This is a genomic window from Streptomyces sp. NBC_00210 (genome assembly GCF_045160975.1).
Classification (GTDB): Bacteria; Actinomycetota; Actinomycetes; order Streptomycetales; family Streptomycetaceae; genus Streptomyces.
Genome location: NZ_CP108120.1, coordinates 8,228,193 through 8,250,261 on the forward strand (window position 1 = coordinate 8,228,193; position 22,069 = coordinate 8,250,261).

General features: G+C 66.1%; 15 protein-coding genes. 7 read left to right on the plus strand and 8 right to left on the minus strand.

What is annotated here, in order from left to right; genetic code table 11:
- Positions 1-283 precede the first annotated feature (283 nt).
- The 5 genes from OG729_RS36995 to OG729_RS37015 all read left to right on the plus strand — a co-directional run bounded on the left by OG729_RS36995 (position 284) and on the right by OG729_RS37015 (position 8,116).
- Entirely contained in the window at positions 284-445 is a 162-nt protein-coding gene (locus OG729_RS36995; protein WP_405810424.1) for a hypothetical protein, read from the plus strand.
- A 360-nt stretch (positions 446-805) separates the two neighbouring features.
- Positions 806-1,504 (plus strand): IMP cyclohydrolase, encoded by a 699-nt coding sequence (locus OG729_RS37000; RefSeq protein ID WP_405810425.1) that lies wholly within the window; start codon positions 806-808, stop codon positions 1,502-1,504.
- Between the two features lie 895 nt (positions 1,505-2,399).
- On the plus strand, positions 2,400-2,885 hold the full coding sequence (locus tag OG729_RS37005; protein WP_405810427.1) for a hypothetical protein: 486 nt from the start codon (positions 2,400-2,402) through the stop codon (positions 2,883-2,885).
- Positions 2,886-2,997: 112 nt separating this feature from the next.
- Positions 2,998-3,834, plus strand: a complete 837-nt coding sequence (locus OG729_RS37010; protein ID WP_405810428.1) for a hypothetical protein — start codon at positions 2,998-3,000, stop codon at positions 3,832-3,834.
- A 244-nt stretch (positions 3,835-4,078) separates the two neighbouring features.
- Positions 4,079-8,116, plus strand: coding sequence for a hypothetical protein (locus OG729_RS37015; RefSeq protein WP_405810430.1), 4,038 nt, complete (start codon positions 4,079-4,081; stop codon positions 8,114-8,116).
- 1,813 nt (positions 8,117-9,929) lie between these two features.
- On the opposite strand, the gene OG729_RS37020 is transcribed toward OG729_RS37015, so the two are convergent.
- From OG729_RS37020 to OG729_RS37030, 3 genes are all read right to left on the minus strand, one after another.
- Positions 9,930-11,273 (minus strand): caspase family protein, encoded by a 1,344-nt coding sequence (locus tag OG729_RS37020; protein ID WP_405810432.1) that lies wholly within the window; start codon positions 11,271-11,273, stop codon positions 9,930-9,932.
- Between the two features lie 69 nt (positions 11,274-11,342).
- The gene (locus OG729_RS37025; protein WP_405810433.1) at positions 11,343-12,803 is read right to left on the minus strand and encodes a hypothetical protein; all 1,461 of its coding nucleotides are present in this window, start codon (positions 12,801-12,803) and stop codon (positions 11,343-11,345) included.
- 7 nt (positions 12,804-12,810) lie between these two features.
- On the minus strand, positions 12,811-14,385 hold the full coding sequence (locus OG729_RS37030) for a hypothetical protein (protein ID WP_405810435.1): 1,575 nt from the start codon (positions 14,383-14,385) through the stop codon (positions 12,811-12,813).
- Positions 14,386-14,838: 453 nt separating this feature from the next.
- Between OG729_RS37030 and OG729_RS37035 the strand changes: the two genes are divergently transcribed.
- Both OG729_RS37035 and OG729_RS37040 read left to right on the plus strand, forming a co-directional pair.
- Entirely contained in the window at positions 14,839-16,107 is a 1,269-nt protein-coding gene (locus OG729_RS37035; RefSeq protein ID WP_405803668.1) for an IS4 family transposase, read from the plus strand.
- A 268-nt stretch (positions 16,108-16,375) separates the two neighbouring features.
- Positions 16,376-16,906, plus strand: a complete 531-nt coding sequence (locus OG729_RS37040; protein ID WP_405803613.1) for a GNAT family N-acetyltransferase — start codon at positions 16,376-16,378, stop codon at positions 16,904-16,906.
- Positions 16,907-17,003: 97 nt separating this feature from the next.
- Here the strand turns inward: OG729_RS37040 and OG729_RS37045 are convergent, their stop codons facing one another.
- The 5 genes from OG729_RS37045 to OG729_RS37065 all read right to left on the minus strand — a co-directional run bounded on the left by OG729_RS37045 (position 17,004) and on the right by OG729_RS37065 (position 22,067).
- A complete protein-coding gene (locus tag OG729_RS37045) occupies positions 17,004-18,113 on the minus strand; it encodes an IS110 family transposase (RefSeq protein WP_405803420.1) in 1,110 nt (369 codons plus the stop codon).
- A gap of 187 nt (positions 18,114-18,300) precedes the next feature.
- On the minus strand, positions 18,301-18,780 hold the full coding sequence (locus OG729_RS37050; protein ID WP_405811418.1) for an IS5 family transposase: 480 nt from the start codon (positions 18,778-18,780) through the stop codon (positions 18,301-18,303).
- Complete coding sequence (locus OG729_RS37055; RefSeq protein WP_405810436.1) at positions 18,729-19,334, minus strand: transposase; 606 nt, start codon at positions 19,332-19,334, stop codon at positions 18,729-18,731. The genes OG729_RS37050 and OG729_RS37055 overlap by 52 nt, the downstream gene beginning before the upstream one ends.
- Positions 19,237-20,535 carry a group II intron reverse transcriptase/maturase gene (gene ltrA / locus OG729_RS37060; RefSeq protein WP_405810438.1) on the minus strand — a complete coding sequence of 433 codons (1,299 nt, stop codon included), beginning with the start codon at positions 20,533-20,535 and terminating at the stop codon, positions 19,237-19,239. The genes OG729_RS37055 and ltrA overlap by 98 nt, the downstream gene beginning before the upstream one ends.
- A gap of 575 nt (positions 20,536-21,110) precedes the next feature.
- Positions 21,111-22,067, minus strand: coding sequence for a hypothetical protein (locus tag OG729_RS37065; RefSeq protein ID WP_405810440.1), 957 nt, complete (start codon positions 22,065-22,067; stop codon positions 21,111-21,113).
- Between the last annotated feature and the right edge of the window lie 2 nt (positions 22,068-22,069).

Below are 22,069 nucleotides of genomic sequence, written 5' to 3' on the forward strand. Positions count from 1 at the left end.
GGGCCTGAATATTTGCCGCAACGGAGAAAATCCGCTGCTCAGGACTTCGGTGCGTGACATGTCCGCGGTGGGCGGGCCGTGTGTGACCTGCGATGAGGCGCCGCTCCCGCCGGTCTTTAGCCTGCGCCCAAGGCCCAGACGTCGTGATGTGTGGACGCTGTGTGGACACAGGGAATCGCTGGGGCATTCAAGACTCTTGCACCGGACGTCGGCGATGATCGTGGCCGACGTGGCCTTGATGCGCTTCGACGGACGTCCGAGATCAGAGGTTCCGCCCGGAAGGATGTCCAACAAGGCCAAGATCGTCGAGCTGTGCCGACGCGGGAATCGCTTGGTCGGCCAGGTCGCCAAGGACTTCGATCTGACCGAGATCGTGGTGCGCCTGCGAGTCGCCAGGCCGAGGTGGATGCGGCGAGCGGGAGCGGCTGACCAGCAGCGAGCCTGAGGATGGCTGAGCTACAGCCGGACGACCACACCAGTGGTGTCCGCCAAAGAGGACAAAGCTCACCCTGGCCGAGCAGCTGTCGACGGTCATGCAATTCCCCAGCTGCGGCGTGCTGAGCGTCACGTTATACCCCACCTCCGCGGTAACGGTCCTCATGGGGAAGTGACCACGGATGGTGCTCCTGACCGTGTCGATTAGGGGAACCCCCCCCAAGAGTGGATCAAGCTCTGCGATGATCCAGGTGAGAGGTGGGGTCAGACCACGCGCTTCAGGGCCGGGCTGGATTTCCCTTGACCCATTTGGGCATTGAGCGCCGGCCCCGCGACGCGAGGCCATGGAGCAGAGGGGGCGCAACACACGGTGGACTGGCTGAACGATGCGCTGAGGGACAATCACTACCCAGGTCGCGGCGTGCTGTGGTGCAGAACCGGCGACGGCAACCTGCTCGGTGCCTACTTCCTCACCGGGCGGAGTCCCGCCTCCCAGGCCCGCACCCTGCGCCGCACTGTCGGAGGCGACCTGATCGTCGCCCCCTCGGATGCGCGTGAGCGCGACCATCTCCGGCACTACATCGCCGCCCGTCAGAGCGAGGGCTGGATGGTCTTCGGCAACGGGGCACAGGTCTCCACTGTCGCCGACCGTCTCACTTCGGGGCAGGCTCCGGTCCTGGCCCTGGACGAGCTGGACTACGAACCAGACCCGCCGATCTTCACTCCCCGCCTGACGGTGATCGCGGGCACCCGCGAGGGCGGTCGGGCCTGGTTCGGCGCCGCCCGGCGCGGCGCCGGGAACCGCGCAACCACCAACCGGCTCACCCTGCACGTCAGCGACCTGGCTCCTGGTGAGGGAGTGCTCATGATGACCTATCACTCGGACGGGCAGGAGATCGCCACCGGCAGCCCGTTCATGGAGGTCCGGACGACCGCTGACAATCCCACCGACCTGCTGGACGAGCTGTGGTCGGTTCTGCCGCCCGAACTCCGTATCGCTGCGGCGGCCTTCGGTCCCGGAGGGCTCACGAGTGCCGACATCCGACAAGCGTCAGAGGCTCGCGCATGATGTTTGTCCGGCGCCGAGTCCGATGGCTCGGCGCCAGAGCCTAAAGGAGGTCCGCTTCAGGAAGTGAGGTTCGGCGCGGGGCCGAACCAAAGGGTCCGAATGTCCGGCGTCGACGGCGTGGACGTGCAGCGTCTGGCGTGAGGACTTGAGCCAGACAGCGGCGCTGTGGGCTGCTGCATGGTCACGTGCCCGAGTCATGAGGCTCCGAGCACAACGACCTGCGGAAGAGGTTCGGTTCGTCTGCCGGTGGCTCCTGGCCGCGCCAGGAGCCACCCGTCGCGTTTCATGGCCTGCGGTGGACCGGTGGCGGTGGCGGTGGCGGTGCGATGCGGACGTACGCCCCCTCGCACCGCGGCTGGAGATCATCCAGAAGATGCCGAGAAGCTGGTGTCCTATGAACTGAGGCCCACGAGGCGGGGCTTCGGGGCGTGGTGGATCCGCCAGGCGTGAAGCGCATGCCCTGCGGCCGCACAGGGGCCCGCCGGGGCGTCGCAACGTCACCCAGAACAGGCCAGTCCGATTGAGAAAGTCACGACTCTCCTGCCTCCCACTTCACAGGAGGCTCGCTGCTTCGGTGCATCTCCCGCCCGTTCCAGGCTTCGGTTGCATCACTCCGTTCAGGGCGACAAATCAGCCACGACCAACGAGGTCGGCAACTAACGAGTTGGTTTGAGGGTCTGGTCTAGGCCTATATTCATACCGCGCCAGATTCGGCTTCTATAAGCCGACTGGCGCATGCCGATGGACGTTAGAAAAGAGCCGTTGGCAGCGCGGTCACGGGGGGACTGCACACGCGAGGCACGGCGGTATGTCGGTGTCTCCCGCCCCAATGGCAAGGCGTGCATCACAGCGCCTGTCCCGTGACCGCCTGCGGCGGGCACGAACGGAGGCACAGGTGCGAAGATCAATTGTAGTAGTGGCAGGCGCGGCATCCGCCGCACTGATGCTCTCGCTCGCTGTTGCGCCCAGCGCGCTCGCGGGCGACCCCGCAGCAGACAACTACAACCTGACCAGCATGGAGGCGTGCAAGGACCCGCACGCCTCAAAGTTCAAGTTCCATATCTTCTACAACTCTGGCCAAGGCGGGGCGTACCGCAATATTGGGTACAGCGTATACGACTTCGACGCGCTGAGGCCTGGTGACGGTCACGCCTACCCCCTCAAATTCTGCCCGGTTGGCGTCAGTAGCCCCTGGCCGGGGTCCAATCAGAAGGTCAAGAACAACGCGGCATCTGGCGAGAACGAACATTACAAGTACACGGCCAGGGTGTACTTCAATAGCGGATACAAAGGGGTCTACGACGCCATGGCTCCGTACCAGCACATAGACCGGTTCCGGAACGTCTACAACGAGAACGCCTCCTTCGCATGGGTCGCTTAGGTGTCTTCGGCAGCCCGCTGGTAACGCAGGAGCAGGAGGGGGACAAGTGAACTCGAAGAAGACGCTCGTCAGGGCCTGGGCCCCGGTCACGGCGGCCGCCGCCGTGGGAGCGGTGGTTCTCACGCTCAATGGGCCCTGGAACGACTCGCCGTCAAGCGAGGCCCAGTCGGCGCACGCCGACGTCGCAGCACCGCAGAACACGAACGCCAAGGCGGCTGTGGGTGATCCGCAGGACCCGGCCACATGGAAGCTGCCTGTCGAGGCCTTCATGACAACCAAGGCGGAAGCTCGCCTGATCAGCAACGCCCGGGACAGTCTGATCGACAAGTGCATGGAGGACGCAGGCTTCGACAGGTGGACCCCCGCGCCTGACCTCCCCGAACCTGGTGGGACGACACTTGTTGACTGGCGGTACGGCATCCACGACGCCGAAACTGCGGCCGGGCGGGGCTACCACCCTGCCGCTGAACAGCAGCAGGCCTATGACGAGGCCATGATGGCCGGCGCGGTGGACGAGTCGGGTGCGGATGAAGGGAAGCTGAGGGCCTGCGTCCAGGCGGCCGACGGCCAGGCTCCGCCAGCCCAACCTGCCGAACTTGTGCAGAGGATCAATGGCGAGTCCTTCATGCAGTCCAAGAACGACCCGAACGTCGTTGCGGCGTTGGCCAAGTGGTCGTCGTGCATGAAGGCCAAGGGCTACTCCTACAAGGAGCCCATGGAGGCCAATGACGACCCCCGCTTCAACGATCAGCACAAGGTGACCGCCCTCGAGATCGCCACGGCGAAGGCGGACATTCAGTGCCGGGACCGCTACAGCGTCGAGAAGACCTGGTTCGACGCCGAGGTCAAGCTGCAGCTGAAAGCCATCGAGGAGAACCGGCCCGCTCTTGAGAAAGTGAAGGCGGGTAACAAGGCCGCAGTCGCCAAAGCTTCAACCATCGCCAAGTAGCCACCGCGTTCGGCCCCGCCACAGCGCGGGGCCGAATCGGTCGCGGCACAGCGCACATTCCATATCTGCTCGATCACTGCATCCGCTGCGAGCCGGCTCCACGTGGGACACCGCGAGGCGCGGCCGACATGCCGGGCCCTTTTGCCACTGCGTTCCCAACCTCGCTCCACCTCCCGGACTGCGAGATGGGAAAGCGCCTCCCCCGGACACCCTTGCCATTCAAGGGCAGATCTAGTGATCAGGCATGCTTCCCCTCGTCCATGGAGAAAAAGTGAAATTTCATAGACAGGCCAGAGTTCCCTTAGTTGTCATGGCTGCGACATTTCTGTTGATCGGGTCCATTCAGGCATCGGCCTGGGCAGACGCACCCCGGGCGACCGTGAAGGCGGTCAAGCCCACGGTCTCGGACGATCCCGCCGAAGTGCCGAGCGCCCAGCGGGCCGATGTTCTGGGAAAGGGGTGGAAGGGATCAGGTGACCTCGCGTGGACGGCGATCGGGGACGCCACGGGCTTCCACATCCTGACTGCTCGCCAGAACCAAGGGTATGCGTGGCGTACGACGGCGTCGTTGTCGGAGCCGGGCTTCGAGGCCGATCTGTGGATCGGCAACGTCTGCCTGACGGCCTCCGGCAAGCGAGCGGTGGTGGTCTATGCGCCCCGGACCTTCACGAACAAGCCGGAACTAATGGCGCGGGGTGCGTTCACGGCGGTGGTGGACATGAACAGCGGAGCTGTGCACAAGCTCAACTTGCAAGCGTCGCTGGCGTACCACAATCCCGGATGTGGGGCTGGCGAAAGCGCCGTGCTGTCGCAGTCCGGAGGCGAGGACAAATCTGCCACTCGGCTGTTCCGTCTCGATACGGCGACCGGACAGCTGAGCGCCCCTGCTGAAACGCGAGGGCAGGTCACCTCAGCCGTACCCCTGGAAGGGGGCGGCATCGCAGCCGCTGCGGGCGCCGAGATCGTGAAGATCAGCGCCGACGGCAAGCGGACCCGCATCGCCCAGACCCGTCGAGTGCCCTACCGGCTGACACCCGACGCCGGGGGCGGTCTCGTTTTCCTTGACAAGCTGCCGTCCAAAGCGCAGGACTCCATGGACGTGCAGACCGAGGTACGCCGCATCACCGCCGCGCAGATCAAACACCGCCGGCCCGCTGCCACACGGCCAGCCTCCCTGGCCCGCGGCCCGGTTACTGCTACCGGCCTCACCCGCGGCGGTAGCACGGTCTTTGTGACCGGGGAGGTGAAGCAGACCACCAGCAGACTGCCGTCCGGGGTACGCCGCTTGCAGGGTGTCCCGAAGGACTCGCTGGTGAGTACCGGCGGGGATGCGGTGCTGACCAGCACCGCATGGGCCGACGGCAAGGACTCTCGCATCCAGCCGCAGGACGCCGCCGCAGCCCGCTCCGTCGCCGTCGCCATGGTCCTGCCAGGACGAGGCAGGAAGCTCAGCTTCACAGTGAATTCTGCAGCGCCGCCCAGCAGGACGATTGTCCAGGGCGGCGAAGCGTCACCGAAATTGAAGCGCCCGACGGGCACAGCACGAGCCCGTGCGGCGAATGTCTGGCTGGCAGCCGCTGGCTCTCCGACCAGCCCCGTTGAGGACGAGCGTGTCTGCTCGGTGCCCCGCAATGACCCGGCCAACCAGGCGATGCAGCCCAAGCCGCGGCAGGTCGAGTGGGCTGTCGACCAGGGGATCATGGGCAACCTCAAGAATACCCGCCCGGCGAACTGGAAGAACCTGGGCATGCCCGCCTACCAGCCGCAGACCCTCTTCCCGCCGCCGGCGCTGGAAGGCGGGGGGCGCATCCCCGCACAGGTCATGCTGGGCGTCACGGCCCAGGAGTCCAACATGTGGCAGGCCGCCCGGATGACTGTCCCAGGCGTCACTGGCAACCCGCTGATCGGGAACTTCTACGGCATCAACTACTACGACGGCAACACCGGAAACGACTGGGACGTCGACTGGAGCAAGGCCGACTGCGGGTACGGCGTCACCCAGGTCACTGACCACATGCGCAAGGCCGGCTTCGACGACCCCGATCACGGCGGGGCCGCCTGGCCCTACCAAACCCAGCGCGCCGTCGCACTCGACTACACGGCAAATATTGCCGCAGGCCTGCAGATCCTTGCCAGCAAGTGGAACGAGACCCGTAAAGCGGGCCTGGTCATTAACGACGGTGACCCGTCCCGGCTGGAGAACTGGTTCTTCGCTCTGTGGATCTACAACGCCGGGTTCCACCAAAACACCGGCAGCGGACCATGGGGGGTCGGCTGGGCCAATAACCCCGCCAACCCCGACTGGGACGCCGCACGTCTCCCCTTCATGGAGGACAGGCTCGGCAGCGACCACTACGCCGACGCCGCAAAGCCGCAGAACTGGCCCTACCCAGAGAAAGTCATCGGCTTCGCCGCTCATCCGCTGGAGGCAATCGAAGCCCCCGGGAAGATGGTCGCCGGGTTCCGCGCAGCCTGGTGGAACGGCACCAGCGAGGACGCCACCGTCAAGGGCAGCGCCAAGTACAACAGGGCACGCGCCAAGCCGCCGGAGGACATGTTCTGCTCTCCCCAGGCCAACGAGTGCGACCCCAGCCGGATCAGTGACGACGCCAGCAACGACAACGGAACCACAGGACCCTGCGGCCGGGGCGACAGCAAGTGCTGGTGGCACATCCCCGTCACCTACTGGAAGAGCGACTGCAACTACTCCTGCGGCCGGGAACTCGTCCGTTTCGACAACACCTACCCCGAGGAGCCCGACGGTACCGCCTACCCGCCCAACTGCTCGGTGAGTGCCACCGCCTCCGGGAACGCCGCACCTCCTGGCGCCCTTATCGTGGACGACACCACCGCAGCCTCCGTGCGACCGAACTGCCCACGCCCCGCGGCGAATGCGGGAACCTTCACCTTCACTTTCACGGGAAGTAGTGGCGTCTATCCCTCGAAGGTCGACCTTCACCAACTCGGAGCCGGCTTCGGTGGCCACTTCTATTTCGGACACACCCGCACCCTCGCCAACAAGGGCGACCGGCTCGAATTCTCTGGGACCTGGAAGCTCAACGCCCCGCGCAACGAATGGATGCGCATCGCAGTGCACCTTCCGGATCACGGTGCGCACACCCAGCAGGCGCGCTACGACATCGACACCGGCAGCGGCTCCTTCACCAAAACCCGGTATATAAACCAGAAGCGGCGTGCCAACAACTGGGTCTCGCTGGGGGTGCACAAGATCAACGGCACACCCCGGGTGAAGCTCAGCACCCTGACGCAGGACGGCACCGGTGACGAGGACATCGCCTTCGACGCAGTCGCCTTCCAGCCGCTACCGGGCAAACCGAAGCACATCGTCGCCGCGCTCGGCGACTCGTACTCCTCCGGCGAAGGCACGGAGAACTACTACAAGGAATCCGACGACGACCACGGCAACCGCCGCTGGAACGCCTGCCGCCGTAGCATCACCGAATCCTGGCCACGCAAGATGGTCCTGCCCGGACAGAGCACGCCGCTCGGCCAGCTCTCCGACGCCTGGTCAGGAGGAGCTGAACTCGGCTTCGTGGCCTGCTCCGGAGCGAAAACCTGGAATGTACTCGGCGACGGAGTCCCCTTCTCCTGGGACACCCCCGACAACTATGCCGCCGGCGAAGGACAATTCCACGAGATGTCCCAGGTCGAGTCAGGCGTGCTCGATGAGAACACCACCCTTGTGACGCTGAGCATCGGAGGCAATGACGGCGGCGCGTTCCAGGACGCCGTCATCAATTGCTATGCCGTCGGTGTCTGCAAGAAAGAGGACTACACCGGTCGCATCGATGCCGCTGTTGTCAAGACAGAAGAGATCATCAGGCGGATCGCTGACCCAAATCATGCGAAGAACGCACAGATCGTCCTCATGGGCTACCCGCGGATCGTTGCTGAGTGGAGCTGTGAGGGAGCCGCGTTCGAGGAGCTCAACGGGCTGGCGGACTACGTCGCGGCCAAGCAGTCAGCCATGGTTGCCAAGCTGAAAACTCAAGGGATCAAGGTGGCGCACGCCGATCCCATCCCCAAGTTCAAGGGACATGGCCTGTGCGACAGCTCAGAATGGCTCAACAGGACCGTGATCGGCCCGGAGGGCGACGGCGACTTCCACGAGAACGACAAGGTAGACACCATCTGCATGATCTGGACCCCGGGCAGCCAGTGCCTGAGTCGTGAGTCCTTCCATCCCAAGCCCGCCGGTACCACCGGCTACGCGCAATTCATCGAGGAGACACTGCAAGCGATCGGCTATACGGGAAGCTAGTCGCATGACATTAGATGCAGTTGGTTCGAATGACAGGAGACCACTCCGTCTTCTGTCCTCGGGTTGCCTCGTAGCCCTTATCGTCGCGCTCCTGCTGGTCGGAGTCACCACCTACGCTCTGATTCACACTCGTCAGCAGAGCCAGGAAAAGGCCCTTCAACAGGTGAAAGCCTCGGTTGAGCGGGGCCAGCGACTCTTGGCGGAAGCGGCGGGAGACGGCAATCTGACAGGCGAAGAAATCGGCAGGGCGCTCCGGGACTCACAAGCATCCCAACAGGACACAGCGCGGGATCGTGACACCGTAACGGTGGTCGCCCAAGTCCGCGGCACCCAGGCCGGCTTGTTCGGCGGCACTGAGGTCCTGCGCTGCTACGCGTACACAGTCACGTTCGCGCCCCAGCGGTCCCATGTCCAAGCGCGGGAGATCGATAGCTGCACCTGACCGGCTTCCGCGGGCTGCCTCGCAGCTTCGGCAGTCCTGTTCATGACCGCGTCGGTTCCCTAGGTCGCTCTCCGGGAGCCGGCGCGGTACCGCATGGCGGCAGCCGACCGCGCCCTGGGCGCCCTCGCCAAGGCCCCAGCACCGCGTGGAGGTTGGCTGTGGCGGCTGCCAGTAGGTCGCCGAGGGCGGCACCATGACCTCGCTCACCAAGGGACATGACGGGTGGCGCAGGGCGTCCTTCGTGCTCGCGATGCTGTGCGACAGGGTACAGGCGGAGCCGGTGGTGAAGGTCTACGCGCTGGAACTCAGGCGTAGTGGTGCAGCCCGTGTCGATCCCGGCGGAGGCGCATTGCACCACTCTCCACGTAGGCAGCTGACGTGGAAATGCCGTGTGGCTCCACCCACTGGCGATGAGGGCCGGGCCTCTCTCGTCGGTAAGGCTCTCCGTTGCGCGCTGGTACGTCCACCCGCAGCTGCCTGTGTCGAGCAGCCGATTGGGTGGCAACCGAGATGCCGAGGAAGGCGCTGTGTGGACGCGGTGTGGACACAAGCATCTGCACAGACCTGCAAAGCGCGACTGCGAGCCGCAAGCAATACCATCGCTGACCTGTGAAAACGCCCAAGATCTGAGCAGAATCACAAAGGCCGTCACGATCACAAAAGGACTCATAATCCGTCGGCCGTGGGTTCGAGTCCCACCCGCCCCACCATGCACGTCCGTGACCTGCGGAAACGTCTCAGCGGGCGGGCGGATTCAGGACTTTGGGTGAACGGACTGAATCCGCTGCTCGTGAGTTCAACGGAGATGTGGTGATTCGTGGCTGGAAGCTCCGTTGATCCTGCGGTTATGAATCGTTCGGTGGCTCTCGCAAAACTGGAGGGGTGGTAGTTGGGACGCTGATGGGACGCAGGGAATCGGAAGTGGCGGCTTCGGGCCCATCCTGTCGACGCCGACCTGTGGAGACAGCGGAGAAGTCGGTGGCGGCAGACGGGGTGCTCCGTACCTCTGGAGCGCAGGGCTGTTCGTGGGTAAACGGTCCGTACTGAAACTGCCCAGCGAGTCTGCGGTCCAGCTCGGCTTCCCTGCCTGGCGGCAACGTCGCTGAAAGGGGCAGGGCAGCATGGCTCGCCGCCAGCTCGTGCAGGCGCGAGCACAGGGTCGGCCCCAGCCCCTGGTACACGGCGCCGTGTTCAGGGGATCTTCACCGGACCTCGGACACCTGGCAGAACCTCAAGGCTTTCCCTGACGAACGTCAACAACCGGCAGCAGCGTGGCTGCTGCTGGTCCTGCATGCACGGTGCGCGGTCCGCGGAAGCTGCCTGCCCGACTTCCGCGGACCGCCCGCCCGGCACGCACCGGGCGGGAGCCGTTCAGGTGACGAAGGGCCGGTTCGCCAGCATCGCCTCCGTCGAACGGCCGTAGGTGCTGAGCACGGGCGTGGCGTCCGCGCGGCTGCGGTCCAGCAGGGCCTTGTGGAACTGGCCGTAGGTGCCACTGAAGGATTCGGACGCCCAGGCGTTGACGACGTTGTAGGTGAACAGGCTGTACACGCTCCCCGCCGGGGTGAGCTGGGCGTCGCTGCACGCAGAGAGGGTGACGACCGTGGCGGCCACGTCGGCCGACTCACGCGGGCCGGAGGCGTCGCGTACGGCGTCGTAGAGCGTCTGGTACTTCTCGTAGATCCCGGAGAAGAACTCGATGACCTTGCCCTTGCCGGTGGTCTCGCCGGCGTACAGGTCGGCGAGGAGGCCGAGGGCGCCGGAGTCGTGGGCCGTCACGGACTCGGTGGCCAGGAATGCGGCGGGCGCGGGCGGGGCCCCCTCCTCGGCGAAGGCGGCCTCGTCGACCTCGGACTCGGCGAGCGGGACCGTGCTCACGGGGCTGCCGTCCACGGCCACGGACTTGCTCGTCTCCTCGTAGGCCGTCGCCGCGTCGGTCAGCCGCCGCAGGCGTTCCTCCCTGCGCAGCCGCGCCTCCTCCTCCACCGGGAGGTCGAGCGGTTTGGCCACGGTCCCGCTGTGGCAGGCGTCGAACACGCCGATCACGCGGACACCCGCCTGGAAGCCAGCCAGCAAGGAGTACAGCTCGTCGTCGACGAGCATCCGGTCGAAAAAGCACAAGGTCTCGTCGAGCCCGTCGGCCTCCGCGTCACCGCTGCTGTCGGGGATCTGCGAGCCATGGCCGGAGAAGGTGATGAGGAGGGTGTCGCCGGAGAAGAGCGCGGCGGCGCTCTGCCTCATGAACCCCATGAAGTTGGCGACGGTGGCGTTCTCGTTCTCCAGGGTCAGTGTCTGGTAGCCGAGGGCCTCGGCGATCGTGCGCATGGCACGAGCGTCGTTGACGCACGAGGAGAGCGCGAAGGCGCCGCCGTAGTGGCCGGCGTCGAGCCGGTCCACGCCGATGTGGACGCTCATCCCGCGCGGCGGCCTGATCACGTTGGCGGAGAAGATCCCGTCGAGCTGGCCGATGGTCTGCTTGCCGACCAGGCCGTCGGCGTAGAGACCGTAGTCGCGCTGGAACGCCTCTACGGCGACGGCGGTCTGCTGGCCGTAGAAGCCGTCGACGTCGGAGCCGCGCAGATATCCCCGGTTGAGGTCGGCGAGCGCGGCCTGCACGGCCCGTACGGCACCGTGGTGCCGTTCGCGCGGGCCCATCGGCTTCTCGTTGGTCGCGATCAGTTCCAGGCGGTCACGAGTGTCCCTCGTGACCCTCACGGTGAAGCGGTGCGAAGTCAACACGGAAAGCCACCACGCTTTCTACTTGTCGGTCGGTGACATTCCTCGTCACCACACGTACGTCTCGTTGGGGTGGGGGGCGGGCGGCAGCAGGGCGCAGCCGAAGCCCACGACGAGCGCGGGGGACGCGCACGCCGGAGCCGGTTCGAGGACGGGCCCCTCCGAACTCGCCGGTGGGATGCGCAGATCGGGGCCGACACGGTCGCGCAACCGGAGCTGGAGCCGGTCGAGCCGAGCCCGCCAGTCGGCCGGCTGGAAGGGGAGGCGGGGGCTGGACAGCGGGGGGCCGAGGGGCCTCGTCGTGGGCTGCGGAAAGGGGCCGGCGGGCGTCAACGTCTGTGCCGGAAGCTGCCCTGCGGTTGTCGCCGTCTGTGCCGGAAGTGCTGCTGCGGCCCTCGCGGTGATCGCCGGGATGCCGACCACCCCGCCCCGCGCCCCGAATCCCCCCACCGGCACGGGCCTGGGCAGCACCCCGCCCACCCCCCTCAGTCGCAACGGCCTGCCGATGACCGTGCCCACGCCGGGCGTCGAGGTGGCCGACGCTGCCGGCGCGGGACCGAGCGGCGTGGACAACTCGAGCACCCGTGCCAGATAGACGGATTGCGGATAGGCCGGAATACGACCCTCCGTGCCGCTCCCCGTCGACACGCTCTGCCCCTCCGGCATCCTCCAGTCGTCCGCGAGATAGAGCCGGTAAGAGAACCAGGCCCGCAGGACGTCCAGGACCGCGTACCCGAACTCGCAGTACCCCTCCGCCGTGCTGGAAAGGAACGCGCGCGCGTGGGCGGCGGCATCGCCCGGCACGGCCGCCCGCAGGTCGGCGTAGGAGACGCGCACCCGCGTCCAGGTCGGCTCCTGCGTCGCGGAAAGCGGCGCGAAGTACGTCGGCGCGAAGGCCAGGTCCGCCGAGCGGCTCAGCAGGGTGTCCTCCAGGCCGGCGCGCTCCAGTGCGGCGTCCGTGCGCGACGACCGGCGGGCCAGCCGGTCGAGTACGGCGAGAGCCGCCTCCACCTCCAACTTGTGGCCGAGGACCAGCCAGTCGGCGTACGCCAGTTGCAGCACGTCCGGCAGGCTATGCCGGTCCTCCAGCTGATCGACGACGGCGCGCATCTCCTGGTAGGCGAGGAACTGTGCCGAGGGCGCGGCCCGCCCGTCCTCGTCCTGCGTGTACAGCACCGCGCGGGCCTGTTCGAGCTCGCGCGCCTCGGCCGCGCTCAGCGTCTGGGCGGCGAAACGCATCTCGGCCAGGGTCTCACGGTGCACCGTCCAGAGCGTGGGCCGGGGGCCGAAGGGGTCGGCTGGGGTGCCTTTCCGGGGCACGAAATTGGTGAGGAAGGCAAATTCGGCGGCGAGCGCAAGTTCGTCGGCAGTAGTGACACCGGTCACGACGGGTTCGAGCTCGCCGGGCGTGACGGCAAGAGGTCCCGTTGGCACGGACAGAAATCCGCTGTAGGTCCTCTTGGCGTCGATCCAGGCGGCGACGGCGACGTGCAGGCCATCCGGGATCATCGGCGGGTCAGAGCCAGTTCTTGATGTCCGGGGAGGGATTGGGCGCCGCTGGGAGCAGGGTGCTCACGAAGGCGACGAGTTGCAGTCCAGGAATGCGCACGGATGCGTCCGTGATCTCCAGATTGGATTCCCTGTTGAACGACGACTGCTGATATCCGCCACCCAGGAGGATCGGACCGATCCCCACGAATGCGCCCGCCTGGATGTCCTCCGTTTTGGTCTTCATGTATGAGGCCAGGTCGCTCGAGTAGAAGGTGAGGTCGCGTACGAACAGCGCCTTGGACGGATACGCGATGAGGGCGCCCGTTGGTTTCTCGGAGCCGTCGGACAATTGATCCGTTCGATACGCGTCGGTGAACTCGTGCTTCAGCTTCCAGCTCTGCGAGGAGAAGAAACCCGGATTGAACGCGGGGCGCACGACCTCTACCTGGGTGTACTGGAACTTCATCCCGAACCGATTGTCCTGGATCTTGAATTCCTCCTCGCGCCGGCCACCGCCCCCGCCACCGGTGAAATTGACGAGTCCCAGGCTGAATCCGAGGCTCGCGCTGCCCCGCCGGGAAATGCTGGATTCCTGGCTGGACCGGTGCAGTTCATGGTTCTCGTACGTCGTCCAACTGTCGCTGCGCGCGAAACCCCCCGGCACCACCGATGCCGGGAAGAACGGGTATCCGAACACACCCTGGGTCGCGTTCCTCGCCTGCTCGACGTCCGAGCGCAGGTCGGCCACCCACTGCACGGCGCTGGTGCCGAGGAGCTGATCCAGCACCGCCTGGGCCCGCTCCACGTCGTTCTTGCTGCCGAGCGACTCCCAGTCGCGCCACGCCTTGATCGCGCGAGCCCGGTAGATGCCACCGCTGCGGGACCACTCGACGAGGTCCGCCGCCGAACCGTTCTGCGAGCGGGCCAGCCGCTGGCCGTAGTCGATGACGGCGTTCTCGTACCTGGTCTGGTATTCGTCGTACGCCTTCATGATCTGCGACTGCCGGATCTCGATGCGTTTCTCGCCGCTGATCCAGTCCTCTACCGTGACCTCCTCCTGGAGGAGGCGGCGCATCCGGGTGATGATCTCCTTTTTCTCGTCGCTGATCTCGTCGTCTGCGACCATGCACAGATTCAGCGCATCCGCGTAAACCTGGGAAACGGCGCGTCCGGACTGCGCGTAGACGACCTGGGTGTGTTTGTTGCGGCCCTGTTTATTCCGGCTCGTCCAGCCGCTCTGCCCTTCGCCGGGCGCGGGCAGCGGAATGAAGTCGACGAGGCGGGACCAGTTCTCCCAGGTGCCCAGCAGATGCTGCTGGTAGGCCAGTTTGGCCTGCTTGAGGACTTCTTCACGGGACATTTTCGGATCGTCGCCCTGAATGACAGAGACGAGTTCCCGGAAGAATCCCATGGTGAGCGGTGTCGGCCCGGCATAGGGTCCGGCCACCGCGAAGTCGAACTCACTGGGATGCAGCGGGATTCCCGGCTGGATCCAGTTGATCAGCGTATTGGCGGGCAGCGGAATTTCAGCATCTCCACCGGTCAGGCCGGCATAGAGATCGTCAATCACGCGTGCCATCAAGTCTTTGATGTCAGCCACTCGACCCTCTCCCCGAAAGACTGCCCGTCATATTAGTGGGGGGTGCGGAGGGGGCCAAGCGAACAAAAGACGTAGATATGGATGGGATTTCTGCCCTACTGATATGTTTCCGTCCCTCCGCCCCCTTACATCGCCGGTCGCCTACGCGGGCTCCGGTGTCCCAGGTTCCCCCCGGGTCACATCGCTTACGGCCCGTGTCACGCATCCGACCGTTCGTACACGCAGCCGGCCGGCGTCAGGTCGGGCAGCAGCCTATAGGCGATGGAGTAGGAGTTTTTGGCGCTGGAGACGGCGCCCATGCCTACATCCGGTCCCGTCGCATCACTGATCACCAACCGGACGACACATCCGATCAACTGCTCAGCCCATCAAGGAGACACGCCTTAGGGCCAATGCCGTTGTTTTAGGTTGCGGGCGTAGGCTGCTTGGCAGTGGGTCCCGGGGGTGGTTCGGGTGGCTGCGAGTGTCTCTGAGTTATCGGGTCTTGGGTTGTTGACCTGGGTGTATCCGCCGGGGTTGGTGGATCGGGTGGTGGCCGCTTGCGGCTGCGCGGAACAACGCAAGCGACTGCTTCCCGCCCGGCTGGTGGTGTATTTCGTGCTGGGGCTCGCGTTGTTCTCTCCGGCTCCGTATCTGGAAGTGATGCGGCACCTGGTGGAGGGTCTGCGAAGCCAGGGACTGCTCGGTGCCTGGCATGTGCCGGCGAAGTCCTCGCTGTTCCGGGCCCGGCAGCGGCTGGGCTCGGAGCCCTTGCGGGTGCTGTTCGCCACGACGGCCAAGCCGATGGCCACCGAGGCGACGCCCGGGGCGTTCTGGCGGGGCCTGCGGCTGCTGGCGGTGGACGGGACCTGCTGGGACGTCGCGGACACCGCGGCCAACGAGGCTGCCTTCGATCGTCCGGGCAGCGGCCGCGGGACGGGCCGGAGTGCGTTTCCGCAGGTGCGGATGGCTGCCCTGGTGGAGCTGGGCAGCCATGCGGTGCTGGACGCGGAACTGGCCGGCTGCCGCACCGGGGAAGTCACCCTGGTGGCCCGTCTGCCGCGGTCGCTCGGCCCGGGCCAACTCGTCCTGGCCGACCGGGAGTTCCTCGGTGTCCCGTTGTGGCAGGCATTCACCGCCACCGGCGCCGACCTGCTCTGGCGGGTGCCCGCCAACCGCGTCCTGCCCGTCACCAGGCAGTTCTGTGACGGGTCGTGGCTGTCACAGATCCGCGCAAGCAGCGACCCTGCCCGGAACGAGCCCATCGTGGTCCGGGTCCTGGCCTACCGGCTCAAGGACCAGCTCGGCGAGGATGCAGCCGGCGGATACCGCCTGGTCACCACCCTGCTGGACGCCCGACGGTATCCGGCCCGGCAACTGGCCGCGCTCTACCGCGAACGCTGGGAGATCGAGTCCGTTTTCGCCGAGATCAAGACTCATCAGCGCGGCGCACGCGTTGTCCTCAGCAGCAAAACGCCCGACGGCGTCCGCCAGCAGATCTGGGCACACCTGCTGGTCCACCACGCCCTGCGCGAGCTCATGCTGAGAACGGCCGCCACCCGTGGCCTGGACCCCGACCGGGTCTCCTTCACCGAAACCCTGCGCTCCGCCCGCCGCAGCGTGACCGTCACGCCCGGCAGCTTTTCCCCTGACCTCCTGGTCAGAGCCCTGGTGATACTCGAACAGGACCTCCTGGAACGACTCCTGCCCAACAGAGGCTACGCAGCCAGCCCCGCGTCGTGAAACGCAAGATGTCCAACTACCGGCTCAAACGACCTCAACACCATGGCTGGCCCCAGCCCACCCGCACCGGCACACGAGCCGTCCTGATCACCAGACCCCAACCAGCAGATCCGTAAAGCAACGGCATTGGCCTTAGGGCCTGTTGTGAAAGTAGATCTTGGTTGTGGATGATCACGCGTCATGCGGGTGTGATGCGCGAGCAGTCGTGGGCCCGGAGCAGCGCAAAATGCCTGATCACAGGGGACGAACGAGTGTTATCGTCGCCCGCATGCCTGAACTGATCACACCCACAGGTCGGCTCCAGTCCTCATGGCTCGCGGCGCGTGACGAGTGGTCTCCAGGTGCCCATCAGGACGGGACCGGCTTGCGTCTCGCACCTGAAGCCGGCCTCGACAGCCCCGAGGTTTTCGCGGCGTGGGTTGAGCAACTGCAGCAGCAGTCGGACAGGTCAGTTGCCGTGGGAGATGAGCGCGTCCACGCCACCCACTGGTGGATCGTCGAGGGCGACAGCTATCTGGGAGCCATCGATCTGCGGCACTATCTGAACGCCTTTCTGCTCGATGTCGGCGGGCACATCGGCTATAGCATCCGGCCCTCCGCCCGGAGACGCGGCTTGGCCACGTGGGCCCTCGGGGCGGTTCTATTCGAGGCCCGTGCGTTGGGTCTGGGGCGGGTCCTCGTCACCTGCGACGACGACAATGTCGGATCGGCGCGCAGCATCGAGCGCAACGGTGGCGTCTTGGAGGATGTCCGCACCACCGACGCGGGCATCAAGCGCCGCTACTGGATCACTCTGTAGGCAGTGGTGCAGCCGTGCTGGTTACAGCCACTCGTTGATGGCCGGGACCAGCACGGTCGCTTCGTGGCGGACCGCGAGTTTGATGCCCCTATGGATGTCAAGCAGCGACGCTGGCAGGTCCTGTCTGGTCAGCCGGAGTGTTCGCTGGGACGAGAAGTCGGTAGATCTCTCGTGCGACGTAGCGTTTGAGGCAGCGGATGATCTCGCGGCGTGTCTTGCCCTCGGTCAGACGTCGTTGCAGGTAGTCGCGGGTGCGGCCGTCCCAGCGTAGACGGCTGAGGACGAGCCGGTAGAGGGCGGCGTTCGCTTGGCGGTCGCCGCCACGGTTCAGCCTGCGGCGCTGTGTCTTACCGGAGGAAGCCTCGACTGGGCTGGTGCCGCATAAGGCTGCGAAGGACGCCTCGCTGACGAGTCGCTCGGGGTTGTCGCCAGCCGAGATGAGCAGGGCAGCGGCGCTGTCCGGGCCGACGCCACGGACTTCCAGCAGGCCCGGCGTGCTGACTTCGACTGCCTCGGCTATTCGCGTGTTGAGATCGTCGATCTCCTCGGTCAGGTGCCGAATGCGGCGAGCCAGCAGCCTCAAGGTGTGGCGGGCGGCCCCGGCCGGCCCTCTCGCGTGCTGGGGGTCGAGGTCTGCGCATTGCTTGAACAGGTGCGGATTGCTCAGTCCCGCCAGCGACTCGCGGAGGGCGGCGTCAGCTGAGACCAGGACGCTCTTGAGCTGGTTGATCGCCTGGGTCCTGGACTTGATCGCGGACCCCTTCGCCAGCTTGAACAGTCGGAGCATCTCGACTGGACCGTCGCCGGTCTTCGCCGCGGCGGTGGCGCGTCCGGTCAGCACGGCGCGGGCTGCGGCCTCGGCGTCGATGGCGTCGGTCTTGCCGTGGCGGCGTCGGGCGGCCTTGTCGGGCTGGTTGACCTCGGTTACCACGATGCCCTCGGCGCGCAGGTGACGGGTCAGGGCGGCTCCGTATGAGCCGGTGCATTCAACGCCGGCCCGCCGCAAGGCACCGAATGACCTTGCCCAGTCGAGGAGTTGCCGATAGCCATCGGCGGTCGCGGGGAAGCTGCGACCGTCCAGTGCGGCGCCGAGCACGGTGATGACGGCTGCGGCGTGGACGTCCTTGTGCGTGTCCACGCCGAGCAGGATGTCCTCGGCGTCCGCCGCGACGTGACATGGGGCGGTGGACTGCGTGATGCTAGTCAAGGTCGCCTATCTCCTGATCGCCTCGGGAACCGGTGGCCGTCGCCGGGCCGGGGGCGGTCAAGACTGTGACGGTGCCTGTCGCGAAGGCCCCTATCGGGACACGTCCCCTGCCCGGCGGCAGCGAGTACCGCCCCGAGCAGTGGCCGACAGATCAAACTCAAGGCACCAGGGCCAGTCGTATCGCGAGTCAGGCCACCGCCCGGAGCGGCACCCCAACATCCTCACAGTCATATCTGGTGGCCACAGCACGGTGGCGTTTGAGGCGATTGATGCCGCACTCGACCGCGTGGCGCTCGCGGTAGTCGGTCTTGTCGAAGCTCGGTGGCCGACCGCCGTGGGAGCCGAGCTTCTTGCGGTTGCGGATCTGGTCCTTCTTCTCCGGGATCGTGCAGCGGATCCCGCGTTGGCGCAGGTAGGAGCGGTTCTTCCGGGATCCGTATGCCTTGTCGGCGCGCACCTTGTCGGGCCGTTTGCGTGGACGCCCCAGCCCCTGCCGGGGCACTCGGATTCGCTCCAGGACCGGCTCGAACTGTGGGGAATCCCCGCGCTGCCCGGCCGTGATCACGATCGACATGGGCTTTTGCCCCTGCTCGACCGCGAGATGGACCTTGGTGGTCAGCCCGCCCCGTGAGCGCCCGAGGCCGTGGTCGTCCGGCTCGGTCTCGATGCCCCCGGGCGGCTCCCTCTGGAGATCCCCCTTTTAACCGCCCCGGCGGCGTGCTGATGGGCGCGGCACACCGTCGAGTCGACGCTGACATCCCAGGTGATCAGCTCCTTCGCGTCCGCCTGGGACTGCAGCGCGGTGAAGATGCGCTTCCAGGTGCCGTCCCGTTGCCAGCGCCGGAACAGGTCGTAGACCCGGTCCCACGGCCCGTACCGCTCGGGCACGTCCCGCCACGGCGTCCCTGCCCCGGTCCGCCACCGTGTGCCGTTGATCAGCTGCCGCCTCGGCCATATCGGCGGCCGGCCTGACTTCTTGCCCTTCGGCAACAACGGCTCCAACCGGGCCCGCTGAGTAGGCGCGGAGCGCGGTGCCGAGATCACTCTCGGTCCGTTTCTCCGGACCTCTCGCCGAACCCGCCGTGCGCCTCTCAACGCAACGGGCTCTCCACGGCCTCTGCCGTCAGGTTTGCTGCAAGAGCCAAGGGCTGGGAATCGACTTGCTGCGGTAGCGATACCGAGTGACCCGGATTTCGCTGATCTTCCGCAGCTCGATCTCACCCGTCGTGATCGGCAGCCACCGCCCGGAGGCAGTGGTGAACCGCCGACGGACGTCCGACCACGTCCAGTGATGCCGTTCGCGCAACATGCGGATCAGCCTCCACCAGGTGAAGTTGTCCAACGTGCTGAAAGTGTTCTTCGCGACGGCGTGCCGGAAGTAGTTGGCCCACCCGCGCATGACCATATTCAAACTGGTCAGCACGTAACCCAGGTCCTGCTGTGACGTTTTGTGGGTCAGGGCACGGATCTTCGCCTTCACCGACCGCAAGGGCCGCTGAGCGACGAAGGTGTAAACGTGCCACTTATTCGTGCCTCGTTTGCGACGCCACTGGATGTGGAACCCCAAGAAGTCGAATCCCTCGCTCATGTGCACCACTTGGGTTTTCGCTGGAGACAGCCGAAGCCCCATCGGTAGTAGCACGTGCGCGATCTCCTCTCGCAATGCCTCGGTGTCCTGCGCGGTCCCATGGACCAGATCCACGAAATCGTCCGCGTAACGGACGATCCGCCAGTTCGGCAGATCCTTGAGGCGCCGTCGCTCGCGCCGTTGCTGTGTCGCCATCACACCGTCTGGCTCCCAGGCCCGGTGCACGTGCTCATCGAGCACGGACAAGGCGATGTTGGCCAGGAGAGGAGAGATGACGCCGCCCTGCGGCGTCCCGGTGTGAGTGTCCTGAAGTTCGCCGAGTTCGGCAAGCACTGCGGCCTTCAAGAACGCCCTCACCAGGGCAAGGACCCGCTTGTCCTTGATCCGGCTTCGGACGCGGGCCATCAGCGGCGTGTGATCGATCTCGTCGAAGCACGCCTGGATGTCCGCATCCAGGACCCAGCGGTATCCGCGGGTCCCGAAGAAGTGGATCTCGGCAATGGCGTCCTGAGCCCGCCGGTTGGGCCGAAACCCGTAGGAGACCGGCTTGAAGTCGGCCTCGAAGATCGGTTCCAACACCAGCTTCAGCGCGGCCTGAACGACCCGGTCAGCGACCACGGGAATCCCCAGTCGTCTGACCTTCCCCGACCCGCCCGGCTTGGGAATCTTCTTCTGCCGTACCGGAAGTGCCCGAAACGCACCCGTCTTGATCTGAGTACGCAGGTCGTTCAGAAACCCGGGAACCCCGATCCGCTCCTCAACGTCGGCGACCGTAAGGTCGTCCACGCCTGCGGTTCGCGCTCCCCGGTTGCCGGCCACCCGGTCGAACGCCACTACCAGCAGTTGGATTCCCGTCAACCGGGAACTGCGGATGGATGGTTCCCGTGTTCACTGTGATTCGCTTGGCGAAGTAGGAGCCCGGCTGTATCCCAGCGGCATCGCCATGAGTACGCCGCAGGCTTTCCTCATGGCCTCCTGGGCGCAAACAATAAGACGCCCTCAGAGTTCCGGCCGCGAACGGCCGTGCGCACCGCACCCGGCCCATATCCACCAGATTTGAGCCGGTGACGAAGTTAGGACGTAACGACGCCGGTTCCTCTCGTACTCCTCTCCACCACGCTGACCGGACCCGCACCATCTGGCAGTACTGGCACATCCCGACGTTGTCAGGGCTGCTCCCGCCCTCCCCGGCATCACCCGGATCAGGCTGCCCTCAGCTCCACCCTCCTGCTGCGACAGGATCGGCGGCGAAGGTCTCACACCTCCGCTCGAATCGACAGCGCCTCACGGCGCAAATTGCTCGTCCGTCAGATCGCCACGTGCCACAGCACGTGATCATTTCACGACCAAGATCTACTTTCACAACAGGCTCTAGAAGCGTCGGCCCACAGAGTGGGGCACCGGTCGGGTCAGCGCCTGTAGGGCGGTGGCCACTCCCGTTCCCACGCCGCGGAAACGGTGATGACCGCCCGGGCGCGCTCGCGCTCCACCGTCGCCCCCGCTTCGTATTCATCAGGCGTCAGAGCAAGTACGGCATCGCCGCCCTGAGCCGCCGCATCCTCAGGGGGGTCGACCAGCTGCCAGCCGCGTTCACCCAGTTTGCGCAGCATGCGCTGGAAGGCCTGCGCGGCCCTCACGGCGTCCCCGCATGTGTAGGTCCACTGGTGCTGAGCCACGCAGGAGCCGTCCTGTTCGCGAACCCATACGTACGCGTCTTCGTAAGACGGACGGCCTCCGGCGAACGTGTCCAGAATTTGGCTGGAGACCCCCTGCACGCCGCTCAGGGCTTGTTGCCTCGCCTGGAGTTCGGTGTTGGATCTGGGTGCCGGGTGTCCGAGTGCCTTGGGGACGGGGCTCTTGACCTCGTCGGGCCAGAAGCATGGAGACGTGACACCCACGCTGACCTGACCGCCGAGTCCCGCCGCCACCTGCATCAGGAAGTCGTCCGGCTTGCTGCGCAGATTGGCGACGGCGACGTTGCGGTTGTAGTCGGGTTCGGCATCGACGGCATGGCCGCCGGCCCTCCAGCTCTCGAAAACCTGGCGGACGACGTCCTTGGACTGCTCGCGCGGGATGTCCTTCAACCAGTAGTTCCTCGTCAGCGTGACTCTGTCTTCCGAACCGCCGTCGCTCGGATCCAGGCAGGGCTTGACGCCACCGCCGAACGACTCCAGCCGGGGCACCGGGCTCACGCCGCGGACCGCCTGCTGGATCAGCTCTTCTGCCCTGCGCTCGGCTCGGCTCATGTCCATGGTGGTGCCTCCGGGTTCTGCGGGGTTGCTCGATGTGTCCTTGCCGTCGGCGCCGCACCCGGCTACCAGGAAGGAGGCCAGGGCGAGCCCCGCGGCCAGGCGTCGGATCCTCATAC

What these genes read in the sequence shown, in the direction of transcription:
- OG729_RS37040 (WP_405803613.1), top strand. Translation starts at nt 16,376, where the DNA reads ATGCCTGAACTGATCACACCCACAGGTCGGCTCCAGTCCTCATGGCTC.
- OG729_RS36995 (WP_405810424.1), top strand. Translation starts at nt 284, where the DNA reads ATGTCCAACAAGGCCAAGATCGTCGAGCTGTGCCGACGCGGGAATCGC.
- OG729_RS37065 (WP_405810440.1), bottom strand. Translation starts at nt 22,067, where the DNA reads ATGAGGATCCGACGCCTGGCCGCGGGGCTCGCCCTGGCCTCCTTCCTG.
- OG729_RS37025 (WP_405810433.1), bottom strand. Translation starts at nt 12,803, where the DNA reads ATGATCCCGGATGGCCTGCACGTCGCCGTCGCCGCCTGGATCGACGCC.
- OG729_RS37015 (WP_405810430.1), top strand. Translation starts at nt 4,079, where the DNA reads ATGCTTCCCCTCGTCCATGGAGAAAAAGTGAAATTTCATAGACAGGCC.